The organism is Pseudomonas sp. lyk4-R2A-8 (genome assembly GCF_030209095.1).
Classification (GTDB): domain Bacteria; phylum Pseudomonadota; class Gammaproteobacteria; order Pseudomonadales; family Pseudomonadaceae; genus Aquipseudomonas; species Aquipseudomonas quebecensis.
Window position 1 is genome coordinate 89,389 of the sequence record NZ_JARVSS010000017.1, and the last position, 13,202, is coordinate 102,590.

Here is a 13,202-nt window from a genome sequence, read left to right on the forward strand (position 1 = left end):
TCAAACCTTAATAAGGTGCTGGTAAATGCCTTGCAGCATTTGCTCTCTGTTAGTTTGCAGACGCGCGATCATTTCATCCTCTTTATTCCACACTGCTTGCAGGGCAATCAGCCTCTGCTGGGTCGCGAGCGGCGGAAGGGGAATCTGCATGTCCATCAAGGACGCTTTGCTGATGGCTTGAATCGCGCTGCCGCTGCGTTCAAGGCTACGCTGGCTTTGCGGTAAGTTGATCAGCCAACAAAGGTACGCTGGCAGTACTTCTGACCGTGTGGCCGAGACAACAAAAAACTGGCTCGTCGCTACAACCGACTGCTCGCCTGCATACAGCACGGCCTTGTTGGTATCCCCACGGGCGATAACGGCGATGTCGCCTGACTGAAGCCGAGGTGGAACGGTACGGGCATCCCAGGTAACTGCAGCCAGAGTGTCAGGTTCAATCGCTGCGTTTTGGCGTAGGTCTTTGATTTGCAATACGCGTACATCCCCTGATGGATCGTGCTCCAGCGCGCCACGGAATGTGTATCCGGAACGGACATCAGCCAGTTCGCTCAACTTGAATAACGGGGTTGGCATAGATAGCTCTGGGGGAAAGCGCCGTCCTTGGCGCAAAATTGGTAGTTACACTTCGCAGCGCTGATACTGGCTCTGCAGCCATTTGGCTTGCTCAGTTGCCAAGCCATACCATGCAGCGTCGCCCTGGAGACGGGTTACCAGTAAGCCGTCATCAGCATCCATCACTGCTTTGATGTTATCTCGCACCTGAGCTGCGGTCTGGGTCGTGGCAACAACCCAAGTGGACTCCAGTGGCCGGCACCAGGTGCCGTAGGCTTGAATGCGCTCAGACAGGGATTGGTAATCACGTTTCTTACGCAGGTCGTAGTTAATTTGGTAAAGTTTCATAGCTATAGCTCTCCTAACGAGTCGGTTATTGCAATAGCGGCAGGGTGCAACCTGCCGCGCCATTTTCATACAGTAGACACTCTACTGATTCTGGCGAGATAAATATCGCCTTATCTCAACTCGTCGTCAACCTTTTTTTTGCAGTAGCGATCCTACAGAACCAAATCGGATGTCAGAATCGCTGAAGAAGCGCATTCCGCTCGCGATTTTACGCCCCCCCTACCCGTCCTAATCGCTACAATCCCCTCTCAACCACGTAGCATGCGGCAGCTACCGAATTGCTCGCGGGTCAACCTCTACTATTCCTTTTTGCAAAACGCACGGTGTCAGAACGCACTAGTAGCGATTTTTACAGATCAATCCTGTCGACAGTATTCCATTTGGTATTCCAGCCTAGAACACTGAAGACAAATTAACTATTAAAATCAGCAAGATACAGCGTCATTTCAACTTACCCCGGCCCACCAACTCAAAGCATCGACAAAACCCGCCCCGTGCGGGTTTTGTCGTTTTTACTCTCCGGAAACACCCGGCTGGCCGCTCCTCGGAAATTTCCTTCAACATGCAGCGCTCGTGATGAACTGGTGCAACAACTCCTACGCAGATAGCCTCCTTGCGTCGCTGCAAAATCAGCGACCGGGTTTAGCAGCTCGTTTAACATCAAGGCCTGCAAAGCCACCTACCGTTCGAGCGATGCTTCCAGCATCGACTGGTACGAATTATGGCGGCTGTGCGTGGGGCACCTTCGGGTGCGCCGGGTTCCTTGATTCCTGGTCTGCTAACCCGCGCACAGTCGCCACCCTTTTCGTTTAGCAGCGATGTCTGGCGACTCCATCAATCAAGGAGTTTGAGCCATGAAAAAAATCACCCCCAACCCCCCAACCCCCAACATCTTCACCATCGCCCCAAACATCCCCCCGGAAGCATTACTGGTCCAAGCCTGCGAAACCCTGGCCGCATTGAACGTCATGACCACCGACCTGGCGTTCGAGCTGGAAGGTGCGCATCGTCAGAAGTTGTTGGCCAGCCAACAGTTGATCGTGCTGGGTGAGTTATTAATCGACCGCTTGCTGGACACCCTGTCATTCCCTCATGCGCAAGCGCTGCCGTAGTGAGCGCAACGGGCGGGCCGCAAGGCTTGCCCGGCTGGTATCCGGGTACGGTCCCGATTAACCTGTCGGCCTTTATCAGACATCCGGAAGTCAGATACCCGTGCTCAAGCCTCTCGCTGTGTTCGCCCTCGCCTGTACGCCATTGCTCACCTGCGCTGCCGACCTGGCGGGCGTCTGGAAGGGGACGCTGGGCAAGTCCGCCATCACGGCCTGCTTCAACGGCGCCGGCGGGGAGCATGGCAGTTATTACTACCAGCGCATCCTCACGCCCATCCAACTGACCCAGGCAAGTGCCAATGCGCCGTGGGTGGAAGAAGGCAATACCGGGTTGTGGACGCTTGGCGGCTTGCAGGGCAATACGCTGGCAGGCGCGTGGAGCAAAACGAAGGGCGGCACACCGCTGCCGATTACCCTGCAACGCGTGGGCACGCCAGGCGACGGTTGTGGCAGCGATGCGTATAACGCTGCATTGGAAGCGGCGCCGCTGCCGGTCAAGGTGGAGAAGAAAGCCTTCGGCGAGCACCGTTATCAGCTCAAGACGCAAGGCGCGCGCGTCACGCTGCAACTCGAAGGCGAAGGCCCGGCGGTGCAGAAGATCAATCGGCAACTCGCCGCGCTGGCCGTTAACGACGATGACCAGGCTGACTTCCTGCGCGAGCGGCGTGAGTATCTGGGGCGAAACGGTTCGGCCTATACCAGTGAAATCGTGGTTGAGCCGACCTATTGGTCGTCGCAGTGGATAACGGTCAGGTTCTATCGCTGGGCCGCCGGTACAGGCGCCAGGGGCATCAGTTGGGGGTTGCATTCGTTTAATCTGCAGACCGGCGAAGGCGTCGACCCGTGGACATGGCTGGGAGCGCGCCAGCAATGGCATGACGCCTATTCCGGCGAGGTGACGCTGCCCGCCACGTTCAGCCATTGGCTGGTCAAGCAAACCAGTACCGACGAGGGCTGCCCGGCGATCACCGACTATTCCCGGTTCGACCTGAGCTTCAACACCCAGGGCCTGCAACTTTCGACACCGGCCAACGGCGACGGCTGCGACAACGAGCTGGCGTTTACCTGGGAGCAATTGGCACCGGTCCTGACGCCTCAAGGCAAAGCCGCGCTGCCCAGCTTGCAGGCACCCTGAACACCGATAGAGAAATCCGACGGTCGTTCACGAAATGTTCAGAAACCCCGACCGATACTAGCCGGATGCCAAGGCCGTTCCCCCGAACGGCCCACTGCCCGGTACCCACACCCCATGACGCGTCCCGCCCCTCTGCTGCTCCTGCTCGCTGGTCTGTTGTTTTTCTTTGCCCTGGGTAACCACGAACTGCAAGGCTCAACCGAAGCCCGCGTCGCCGGGATCGCCATGGCCATGCACTTGGACAATGATTGGGTGGTGCCGCAGCTGTTTCGCGAGCCCTTCCTGGAAAAGCCGCCCCTGAGCCTTTGGTTGGACGCCGGGGCGATTCGACTGTTCGGCGCCAGCCCCTGGGCGGTACGCCTGGCCTCGGCGTTTGCCGGGTTGTTCAGCGTGATGCTGCTGTACGCGATGCTGCGCAGATTCGGGCGCCCGCAGACCTTGGCCTTCAGCGCGGCGTTGATCCTGGCGACCATGGCCAGTTATTGGAGCAACGTGCGCGGCGTGGGCGAGGACTCACTGCTCACCCTCGGTGTGACCACTGCCCTGCTGGCGTTCTACCAGGCGGTGCGACCCGACCGTCAGGCTTCGGCAACCGGCGCCTGGGCGCTGTTCACCGCCGGGATGGTGATCGCCACCTTGAGCAAAGGCGTGCTGGGCCTGGCGATGCCCGGCGTGGTGATTTTCGTCTACCTGGCCAGCACCACCCTGCTGGACAAACGCCTGCGCCTCGGGGATTGGCTTAAACCGGCGGCGTTTACCCTGTTGGCCCTGATTCCTCTGCTGATCTGGCTGATGTTCCTGTTCCAGCGCGGCGGCCTGCAGGCGGTGGGCGAGGTTCTGTGGACCAACAGCGTGGGGCGCTTCAGCGGCGAATTCGTCGAGGCCGGGCATTACGAGCCGTTCTATTACTACCTGCTGAAACTGCCCGAAGCATTTTTACCGTGGAACATCCTGGTGTACCTGGGGCTATGGCATTTGCGCAAAAGCCTGGCGCGTAATCGCTACCACTTGTTTTTCAGTGTCTGGCTGGTGGCACAGTTCACCTTGCTGACATTGGCCTCAAGCAAACGCACGGTGTACCTGATGGCCCTGACGCCCGCCGCCGCGGTCCTGGCCGCCGAGTATGCGCGGGTGCTGCTGGCGTGGCTCCAGGCGCACAAGCCGGCGTTGTACAAGCACCATAAGCGCGTGATCGGCAGCGTGTTCGCCGTGGCGGTGGCCTGCTATCTGACGGCAGCGTTCTGGTTTGCCCCCAAGGCCGACGTGCGCCATTCGTTCGTGCCCTTGATCAGCCAGATCCAGGCACTGCAGGCCGAAGGCAGGGATGTGGCGTTGTTTCAACCCAACGAACGCATCGCCGGAGCCGGCGTGTTCTACATGCAGGGCTATTTGAAGATCCTGCAAACCGAAGCGCAACTGCACAGCTACCTCGCCGCCAGGCCCGGCAACGTTGCGCTGCTGGACCATACCGACCGGCTGAGCACACAGGTCAAGGTGATCAAGGAGATGGCCGTCAACCGCCAGCCCTACTACTTCATCGAACAGTAAGGCCGGCGCGCGGTATCAATGCTTGGTGAGTTTGTCCAGATAACCCATGGCAAAAGCCGAGACCACGAAGGTCATGTGGATGATCACGTACCACATCAGGTGCTGGGGATCGACGTTCTTGGCGTCCATGAAGATGCGCAGCAAGTGGATGGAGGAAATCGCCACGATGGACGCCGCCACTTTCATCTTCAGCGACGAAGAGTCCATGGTGCCCAGCCAGTTGAGCTTTTCCTTGTTGTCATCGATATCCAGCTGCGAGACGAAGTTCTCGTAGCCGGAGATCATCACCATCACCAGCAGGCCGCCGACCAGGGCCATGTCGATCAATGACAGCAGCAGCAGGATCACTTCGGCTTCCAACATGCTGAAGATGTTGGGAATGACGTGGATGATTTCCTGGAAGAATTTCAACGCCAGGATCAATAACCCCAGGGACAATCCCAGGTAGATCGGCGCCAGCAACCAGCGCGAGGCGTACATCGCATTTTCAATAAAGCGTTCCATTGGATCTCACACAGCGTGGTTAGAAACGGCGGCGAGTATACCAGCCGCCACCAAAGCGCTGTAACCGCGAGAAAACTGACCTGAGCGGCTTCTGTAAGAGAATTTTTCTGCTAGTGTCGAGCCCATCAACTCGGCTCGATGACGTCGGACAGGAAGACTCTCAGATGATGGATGTGCGAACCCCTTTGGCCGGTATCGGCTTATGTGCGGCGCTGCTGCTGGCGGGCGGTTGCTCGCCTGATGATGAAAAAAAACAAGCCACGCTCGAAGAGAAGACCGCGCAGTTCGAACAATCCCTCGACCGCATCCAGGACCCCAAGCTGCGCGACGCCATCGCCGACCTCGGCGGTTCCCTGCTGTTGCTCGAGCGCGCGCAGATCAAGCTCGCCAGCAAGCCCATCGAGCCCGAGTACGGCGAAGACAGCCTGGCTCTGCTCAAGCATTACCCCACGCCCCAGGCACTGGTGGACACTTACATCAATGGCCTGTTCGTGCTGCGCAAGACCTCTCACTCCGATTACCTGACGGATCTGCAGCCGGTCTTTCCATTCAACTTTAACCAGCCCGATCAATTCCCGTTTCCCCACAGCCTGGAATGGCAGTCCGTGACGCTCAGCAACCATAAGGTCATCCCGTTCCAACCGGAGTGGTCGGAAACCGACCCGGGCATCCAGCTGAGTCCCAGCAGTTCCAACCTGACCAACCCCGATGATCTGACGGTGACCTACCCGTTCATCGACGGCATCGAGACCGAAAACAAAAGCCAGCCGCAGCCGGTCAGCCTCAAGGGCACAGTGGAAGTCATCGCGCCGGGCAATGTGCTGACGTTCGACCTGGCGAAAAAGGACGTGGGCCACCCGCGCACCGAGGGCGCGATCAGCGTTAACCTGCTGCGCCTGGAGAAGAACTACGCCGAAATCGAACTGACCAACCGTGCGCCCCTCGCCCCCCAAGTGGGCGATGAATCCCCCAACCCGCTGCTTGTGCAGGCGCGCGACGGCACCGGGCAGTTTCTCACCCGTGCGGGCGCCATCAATGAGAGTGCAGCCCAGGTGACGTTCTATCAGAAACAACTGGCCGAGATGCAGAAGCAGAACGCCTGGTCCGATGCATTCGAGCAACAGCTCAACGACGAGCGAAAAGCCTTCGAGCACCAGCAGAGCACCCATTACGCCAAGGTTTATTTCAATGGCCTGGTCGACACCCTGCAGGTCAACGTGCTGGACTTTTCCCAGGCGTCGATCACACGCAAGGACCTGGACCTGCCCGTGCAGCGCTTCGACAGAAACAGCCTGGAAAAAACCGTGCAGGCCCTGCCCATGCCGGTCACGGTGTATGAGGACGGCGCCGCGGCCTGGCTCAAAGACGCCACGCTGACCGAAGAGCAACTCAAAAACAGCGTCACTATCAGCCAGTCCGTCGAAGACGCCAGCGCCGCGACCATCGTGTTCGACCATCCCTTCACCTTCAACGATGATCTGGTGGGCGCCGAGCGCAACAGCGGGGAGTCGCCGGTGACCTTCTTTACCGCCGATGACAAGGGCGAGCGCGGCGAGCCCATCGAGTTGCCGACCGAGGCGTATGAGCTGAACCCGGCGCGCGGCACCCTCACCTACGATCTCACACTGTTTCCGGAAACCCCGGCCTTTGTGGTGGGCTCGATTCCGCTGTTCCTGGCGACCATCGAAAAGAACCAGATTGACGCAACGACCCTGCCCAAGGGCCTGTCGCTCAAGGACAACGCGCTGATCGTCGATCAGAAAGCCTTTCCGGCCGACAGTTGGCGCTTCTACGCCAAGGACGCCAGCGGCAATTACCTCAAGGAAATCCTGGGCGTCAGCCACCGCGCCGCGGAATACGGCACGGCGCTGTTTGATGTGCATTATTTTTACGGCCGGCCGACCGTTCTGGAAAGCTATCAGCGCACCGACCTGATTACCGTGCAATACGGGTTCGAGGTCAAACTGGACAAGCCCGAAAACAAATAAGCCTGGCTACAGCGCGAGCTGTTCGTGGCTGCGGTTAAGCGATCGCAGATGAGCCTGCAGGTGCAGGCGCCAGATCGGCGGGTCCTCGGCATGCTTGTAGCCTTGCCCTGTCAGATTTTCGACGATCGAGTCGAGCAGTTTGGCGGCTTCCACGGGACCGCGAAAAGGTCCCTGGGATTTGACGGCTGAAGGTTGCTCACCGCTCATTCCGGCGGCGAATAAGACCGTCCACAGGCCGTCATCCCCCGCGAGAGGGCGAATGACGCATTCGATACGGGTAGCCAGGCCGAAGTACTGGCGGGTAAGACAGAGGTTGCGCGGCATGGCGGCGACCCTCGGTAGATCGGTGTTCAACCCCGGCGCGTGGGCGAGGCTGTCTCTATCCAGCGACTCCTGCAGATATCCCTAATCTTCAGAATAGAAGAAAACCACGACAAACCAAGGCCGTAGAGACCAACGGTGCAAGCGCCTCCGGGCGCCAGTCAAATTATTGTCATTTCTGCCAACCTTGCGTTGGCCGAACAGGCCCGCGCGAGGCCAGCTCGCTCACTACAAGGACGAGGAGTGGCGTCAGCATTTCAGCGTCATTTACTTTTAGAAGAAGAGCCGATCACTCCGGCTCTGTGACAACACACCAACCCATGTGGTGAGCGGTCTTGCCCCGCGCGAGGCCAGTTCGCTCACCGCCTATGGGCCGGTTATGAAGCGGGCTTGGCTTCGGCCAGTGCCTGCTGTGCCAATTCCTTCTCGGCTTCTTTGAGATCGTCCTCGCTGATCATCTCGGCGATCGCGCGCAACCGCTCGACCACACGGGCGTTGACGGTGCCTTCCGGGAATTGCCCTTCGGCATCCGGCTCACCGGCATCCTCGCCCACCAGCAGGCTCAAGGCTTCGTCGGCCTGGCGCACTGCATAGATGTGGAACTGCCCGGCGCGTACGGCCTGCAGCACTTTCTCATCAAGCATCAGCGTGGCGACGTTGGCCTGGGGGATGATTGCCCCCTGCTCGCCGGTCAGCCCGCGGGCCTCGCAGAGACGGAAAAACCCTTCGATCTTCTCGTTGACCCCGCCGACCGCCTGCACTTCACCAAACTGGTTGATGGAACCGGTGATGGCAAAACACTGCTTGAGTGGGGTTTTCGACAGGGCCGAAATCAACGTACACGCCTCACCCAGGGACGCACTGTCACCGTCCACGTAGCCGTAGGACTGTTCCAAAGCGATGCTGGCCGAAATCGCCAGCGGAAATTCCTGGGCATAGCGGCTGCCCAGGTAACCCGTGAGGATCATCACGCCCTTGGAGTGGATCGGCTGGCCGAGGTTGACCTCGCGCTCGATGTCGACAATCCCGCTGCCGCCCGGGTACACCGTGGCGGAAATCCGCGCCGGCACGCCGAACGCCGAGTCGCCCACTTCCAGTACCGTCAGCCCGTTGCACTTGCCGACCGCCGCACCGGCCGTGTCGATCAGGATTACCCCGGCGAGCATATCGTCGAGAATCCGCGCCGATACCCGCCCGGTGCGCGTGGCCTTGGCCTTGAGCGCGCGTTCGATATGGCCGGCGTCAGTCATCTCGTCGCCCGCCAGATGGCGAATGAAATCCGCCTCGCTGACCAGTTGGAAGAGATCACCAATGCGCGCCGACAAGCGCCCCTGATGCTCCGCCAGCCGCGCGCTGTAAGTGGCCAGGCGCGCCACGGCGTCCGACGTCAGCGGCGCCATGCCTTCTTCCGAGGTGCGGGTTTTGAGCAACTGCGCGAACTGCTCCAGGCTTTCGTCCACCATCGGGATGTCTTCGTCGAAGTCCACCAGCACCCGGAACATTTCCTGGAAGTCCGGATCGGCATCCTGCAAGGCGTAGTACAACTGACGCGAACCGATGATGATGACCTTGACCTGCAGCGGGATCATCTGCGGGTTGAGGGTCACAGTTGCCAGGCGACCCAGTTCGCCCAGGGGCGATTCCATTTTCAGCTTGCGCGACTGCAGGGAACGCTTGAGCGCGTCCCATACGAACGGCTCGCTGAGCATTTTTTCCGCTTCAAGGATCAGGAATCCGCCATTGGCACGGTGCAACGCCCCGGCGCGCAGTTGCCGATAGGTGGTGTAGAGCGCGCCCTGGTCGGTGCTGTATTCGATACGGCCGAACAGGTTGTCGTAGGTCGGGTGCGGTTCGAACACCACCGGCGCGCCGCCGTTGACCGGATGGCCCACCACCAGGCTCGGGCAATATTGCTCTTCCAGCAGCTTGCGGGCCTGGGCGTCGGTCTTGGCATCATCCACCAGTTGCTCGACCACGGTCTTGAGCAGGTACACCTGCATGGCTTGCAGGTAACCGCAGACGGCCGCGTTTTCCGCGTATTTTTCCGACAACGGTGCCAGCAAGGGCTGCAGGGCCAGGGTGATGGTTTCTTCGTTGAATTGGCGCAGCTGGTTATTCGACTCGCGCTTCCATTGCGGCAGGCTGGCCAGTTCTTCGTTGAGGCGCTCTTCCAGCTCGGAAATATCGGTATGAAAGCGCTCGCGCTCGGCCTCGGGCAGCTGCGAGAACTCGGCCTCGTCCAGCGCCTTGCCATCGAGCATGGGAGTGAAGGCGATGTTGGAGCTGTCGCGGTACAGCGCCACGTCCTTTTCCAGCGCCAGGCGTTCGATGACATCCAGCGCCTTGTCGTAGCGCTGGTTGAAGGCGCGGTCGATGGCGCTCTTGCGCTGCTGGTAGGTGGGGTGTTCGAACACCGCGGGGAATGTGGCCACCAGGTTGTCGATCAGTGCATTGATATCGGTGATGAACGCTGCGGCGCCACCGGCGGGCAACTCAAGGGCGCGCGGCTCGCGCGGCTCATCGAAATTATTGACGTAGACCCAGTCCGACGGGGTCTGCAGGCGCTTGCCCTCGGCCTTCAGGTAGCGTTTGACGAACGAAAAGCGACCGGTACCCGGCTCGCCCATGACAAATACGTTGTAACCGGGGCGTGGCATGGCCACACCGAACTGCAAGGCTTCAACCGCGCGTTCCTGGCCAAGCACACCGCGAAAGGGCTCCAAATCATTGGTGGTCGAGAAGCTGAACTGTTCAGCGGAGAAAGGACGAGTCAGCGCATCAGGCGCTAGACGCAGGCTGGCAGCAACAGGATCAGGCATCGGGCTTCCTTACATCAGGCGGGGCAGATAACGGCATTCTGGCTCCCCCTTGCGCGCTCTGGCAAGGCAGGTCTCTGGGAAAGCTTAGACGCGGGACGCGACCGGCAAATATTTCATCAAATCGCCACCGGTTTTATAAAAACACACGGAACCCTTCGAACGTGCCTAAACTCCAAACTGCGCGGGTTGGACTAATAACCGATCCCTGGGGCGCTATGAAGTGCCTGAACCCTTGTCCATTGGTTGCACACAAAGAGAACAAAGCTATGAAACGGATCCTTCTCGGTACTCTCTTCACCGTCGTCTCCCTCAATGCAATGGCAGAAGCGCCAGGTGGCCCGAACTGCGGTTGGGGCAACATGTTGTTCGAAGGCCAGCGCGGTACTCCGGCTCACTTCCTGGCTTCCACCACCAACGGCACCTCCGGTAACGCCACCTTCGGCATGACCTCGGGTACCAACGGTTGCAGCACCAACAGCGCGCTGACCTACGGCGGCAAGTCCTGGATTGCCATGAATGGCATGATGAACGAGCTGTCCGAAGACATGGCCAAGGGTAATGGCGAAGCACTGACCACCTACGCCGTGGTACTGGGCGTTGCCCCTGAAGATCGCGAGCACTTCGCTGCCGTGACCCACGAGCACTTCCAGCAGATCTTCAGCAAGGCTGACGTGACCGCTGACGACGTGCACAACAACACCCTCGCTGTACTGAAAAGCGATGCCCGTCTGGCGAAATACGCGACCCAGGCTTAAGCTCGACCGGCCCGCGCCTCTCCAGGCGCGGGTTTTATTTTTGGGCCCGCCTCCCCTTTGGGTCTTTCTATTTCCGACTTAAGTTGCCTCTATGCTCAAACGAATTGCCTGCCTGGCACTCTTCGCCTGCGCCCCGCTGTATGCGGCCCCGCACCTTGATGATCAGCGTTTGCAGCAATTGGCCAACGATCCGTTCTGGCTTTCCCTGGGCCATTACGAAGCCGGCAAGCTCAAAGGCTGGCGCAGTTATGTCAGCGATAAGAAATTCTTCCTCGCGGCCGATGGCGCTCACCATCCGGACGCGGAACTCAAGGCCACCGTCGACGCACTCTATGCGCCCGCCAACCTGGGTGAAAAACACGCCCAATGCGTTTACCCCGCACGTACCCGCTGGCTCAAGGATCAGTTGCACCTGACCGACCTGCCCGCCGTGGACTGCGCCGAATTCAAGCAATGGTTCAAGGACGTCGCCCCCCACAGCGCGGTGATGATCTTCCCGGCGGCCTACCTCAACAGCCCGTCGTCGATGTTCGGCCACACCTTGCTGCGCATCGACCAGGCCGACGTGCAGAGCAACAACACCGCGCTGCTCAGCTACGCGATCAACTTCGGCGCGTATATCGAGGGCTCGGACAACAGCATCCTCTACGCCTGGAAAGGCCTGATGGGCGGCTACCCCGGCCTGTTCGCGCTGGTGCCCTACCAGGAAAAACTCTCCGAGTACCGTAGCCTGGAGAACCGTGACCTGTGGGAATACCGCCTCAACCTTACCCAGGTCGAGACCGAGCGCATGGTCGAGCATGTGTGGGAACTCAAGCAGATCCAGTTCGATTACTTCTTCTTCGACGAAAACTGCTCCTATCGCCTGTTGGAGCTGCTGCAAGTCGCCCGCCCCGGCCTGCGTTTGACCGAACAGTTCCCGCTGACCGCCATCCCCACCGATACCGTCAAAGCGGTGAAAGAGGCCGGTCTGGTGGAAAAAATCGACTATCGCCCGTCCCGCGAGCGCGAATTGCTTGAACGCGCCAACCCCCTGGACGGCGACGAGCAGCAATGGGTGCTCAAGATCAGCGACGACCAGAAACAATTGCAGCAAGCGGCCTTCAAAGCCCTGCCCCGCGAGCGCCAGGCCCTGATTATCGACGCTGCCTACCGCCTGGGCCGCTACCGCGCCAACGGCCTGGAGCGCGACACCGCCCGCTCCCAGCGCAGCTTCGAACTGCTGCGCGCGATCAACCAGAATCCCGCGCCCGACCTCAAGATCCAGCCGCCCGGCCTGCCGGAAGACGGCCATGAATCACGTACCTGGCAAGCCGGCATCGGCACCCGTGGCGACAAGGCCTTCGGCGAATACGGCCTGCGCATGGCTTACCACGACCTCAACGACAACGCCGAAGGCTTCCCCCTCGGCGCGCAGATCGAAATCCTGCAAATGAAACTGCGCCAGTACGAAGGCAATCACTGGCAACTGCAGCAACTGGACCTGGCCACCATCCGCTCCTTGACCCCGCGCAACGCGTTACTGCAACCCTGGTCGTGGCAAGTCACCGGTGGCCTGGAGCGCGTACCGGGCAAACACGACGACGAAACCCTGGTCGCCCACGTCAATGGTGGCGCCGGCAGCACCTGGCAACTGCGCGACGACATGCTCGGCTTTGCCCTTGGCACCGTGCGGGTGGAGCATAACAACGACTTCAGCGAAGCCATCTCCCCCGCTGCGGGCTTCAACACCGGCGTGCTGTGGAAAAACCCGCTGGGCAACCTGAGCCTGGAAGCCAAGGGTGACTTCTTCACCAATGGCGAAGTACGGCGCAGCCTCAGCCTCAACCAGCAATGGGAACTGTCGCGCAACCTGGGCCTGCGCCTGAGCGCCCAGCGCGAATACAGCCATTTATCTTCGCCGGTCAATGAAGTGATGCTGGAAGTGAAGTGGTATCACTACTGACCAACGCCTGCCGGAAAACGAACATGTGGTAGGGGGTATGCCCCCGATGGCGGCGGTTCAGTCCAGTATCGAGTGGCTGACACGCCTCTATCGGGGCATGGGTCTCTACACAACTTTTCCGATCCTGAAAAAACTCCCTGTGGCGAGCGGGCTTGTCCCGCGTTGGGCTGCGTAGCAG

The 13,202-nt window shown here is 59.9% G+C and carries 11 protein-coding genes; 6 read left to right on the top strand and 5 right to left on the bottom strand.

Annotated features, from left to right (window positions below):
* Positions 1 to 573, bottom strand: a complete 573-nt coding sequence (locus tag QRN10_RS17940; protein WP_285428815.1) for a restriction endonuclease subunit S — start codon at positions 571 to 573, stop codon at positions 1 to 3.
* A gap of 45 nt (positions 574 to 618) precedes the next feature.
* A complete protein-coding gene (locus tag QRN10_RS17945; protein WP_285428816.1) occupies positions 619 to 900 on the bottom strand; it encodes a hypothetical protein in 282 nt (93 codons plus the stop codon).
* Positions 901 to 1,754: 854 nt separating this feature from the next.
* Here QRN10_RS17945 and QRN10_RS17950 point away from each other — a divergent pair.
* From QRN10_RS17950 to QRN10_RS17960, 3 genes are all read left to right on the top strand, one after another.
* A complete protein-coding gene (locus QRN10_RS17950; protein WP_285428817.1) occupies positions 1,755 to 2,012 on the top strand; it encodes a DUF6124 family protein in 258 nt (85 codons plus the stop codon).
* Positions 2,013 to 2,112: 100 nt separating this feature from the next.
* Entirely contained in the window at positions 2,113 to 3,144 is a 1,032-nt protein-coding gene (locus tag QRN10_RS17955) for a hypothetical protein (protein ID WP_285428818.1), read from the top strand.
* A gap of 114 nt (positions 3,145 to 3,258) precedes the next feature.
* Positions 3,259 to 4,692, top strand: coding sequence for an ArnT family glycosyltransferase (locus tag QRN10_RS17960; protein ID WP_285428819.1), 1,434 nt, complete (start codon positions 3,259 to 3,261; stop codon positions 4,690 to 4,692).
* A 15-nt stretch (positions 4,693 to 4,707) separates the two neighbouring features.
* Here QRN10_RS17960 and QRN10_RS17965 read toward each other — a convergent pair whose 3' ends face one another.
* On the bottom strand, positions 4,708 to 5,196 hold the full coding sequence (locus QRN10_RS17965) for a TIGR00645 family protein (protein WP_181080042.1): 489 nt from the start codon (positions 5,194 to 5,196) through the stop codon (positions 4,708 to 4,710).
* A gap of 164 nt (positions 5,197 to 5,360) precedes the next feature.
* On the opposite strand from QRN10_RS17965, the gene QRN10_RS17970 reads away from it, so the two are divergent.
* Positions 5,361 to 7,184: a hypothetical protein gene (locus tag QRN10_RS17970; RefSeq protein WP_285428820.1), complete on the top strand. Its 1,824-nt coding sequence runs from the start codon at positions 5,361 to 5,363 to the stop codon at positions 7,182 to 7,184.
* 6 nt (positions 7,185 to 7,190) lie between these two features.
* Here the strand turns inward: QRN10_RS17970 and QRN10_RS17975 are convergent, their stop codons facing one another.
* Both QRN10_RS17975 and QRN10_RS17980 read right to left on the bottom strand, forming a co-directional pair.
* Positions 7,191 to 7,508 (bottom strand): PA4575 family protein, encoded by a 318-nt coding sequence (locus QRN10_RS17975; RefSeq protein ID WP_285428821.1) that lies wholly within the window; start codon positions 7,506 to 7,508, stop codon positions 7,191 to 7,193.
* Between the two features lie 374 nt (positions 7,509 to 7,882).
* A complete protein-coding gene (locus QRN10_RS17980) occupies positions 7,883 to 10,324 on the bottom strand; it encodes a Lon protease family protein (protein ID WP_181080044.1) in 2,442 nt (813 codons plus the stop codon).
* A gap of 266 nt (positions 10,325 to 10,590) precedes the next feature.
* Between QRN10_RS17980 and QRN10_RS17985 the strand changes: the two genes are divergently transcribed.
* Positions 10,591 to 11,079: a DUF3015 domain-containing protein gene (locus tag QRN10_RS17985; RefSeq protein ID WP_016973832.1), complete on the top strand. Its 489-nt coding sequence runs from the start codon at positions 10,591 to 10,593 to the stop codon at positions 11,077 to 11,079.
* A 91-nt stretch (positions 11,080 to 11,170) separates the two neighbouring features.
* Positions 11,171 to 13,024 carry an Lnb N-terminal periplasmic domain-containing protein gene (locus QRN10_RS17990; RefSeq protein WP_285428822.1) on the top strand — a complete coding sequence of 618 codons (1,854 nt, stop codon included), beginning with the start codon at positions 11,171 to 11,173 and terminating at the stop codon, positions 13,022 to 13,024.
* The last annotated feature ends 178 nt before the right edge of the window (positions 13,025 to 13,202 follow it).

Bases quoted from the DNA above. Each gene is read 5' to 3' on its own strand.
- QRN10_RS17985 (WP_016973832.1), top strand. From the start codon at position 10,591: ATGAAACGGATCCTTCTCGGTACTCTCTTCACCGTCGTCTCCCTCAAT.
- QRN10_RS17965 (WP_181080042.1), bottom strand. From the start codon at position 5,196: ATGGAACGCTTTATTGAAAATGCGATGTACGCCTCGCGCTGGTTGCTG.
- QRN10_RS17950 (WP_285428817.1), top strand. From the start codon at position 1,755: ATGAAAAAAATCACCCCCAACCCCCCAACCCCCAACATCTTCACCATC.
- QRN10_RS17940 (WP_285428815.1), bottom strand. From the start codon at position 573: ATGCCAACCCCGTTATTCAAGTTGAGCGAACTGGCTGATGTCCGTTCC.
- QRN10_RS17945 (WP_285428816.1), bottom strand. From the start codon at position 900: ATGAAACTTTACCAAATTAACTACGACCTGCGTAAGAAACGTGATTAC.
- QRN10_RS17980 (WP_181080044.1), bottom strand. From the start codon at position 10,324: ATGCCTGATCCTGTTGCTGCCAGCCTGCGTCTAGCGCCTGATGCGCTG.
- QRN10_RS17970 (WP_285428820.1), top strand. From the start codon at position 5,361: ATGATGGATGTGCGAACCCCTTTGGCCGGTATCGGCTTATGTGCGGCG.
- QRN10_RS17975 (WP_285428821.1), bottom strand. From the start codon at position 7,508: ATGCCGCGCAACCTCTGTCTTACCCGCCAGTACTTCGGCCTGGCTACC.
- QRN10_RS17960 (WP_285428819.1), top strand. From the start codon at position 3,259: ATGACGCGTCCCGCCCCTCTGCTGCTCCTGCTCGCTGGTCTGTTGTTT.
- QRN10_RS17990 (WP_285428822.1), top strand. From the start codon at position 11,171: ATGCTCAAACGAATTGCCTGCCTGGCACTCTTCGCCTGCGCCCCGCTG.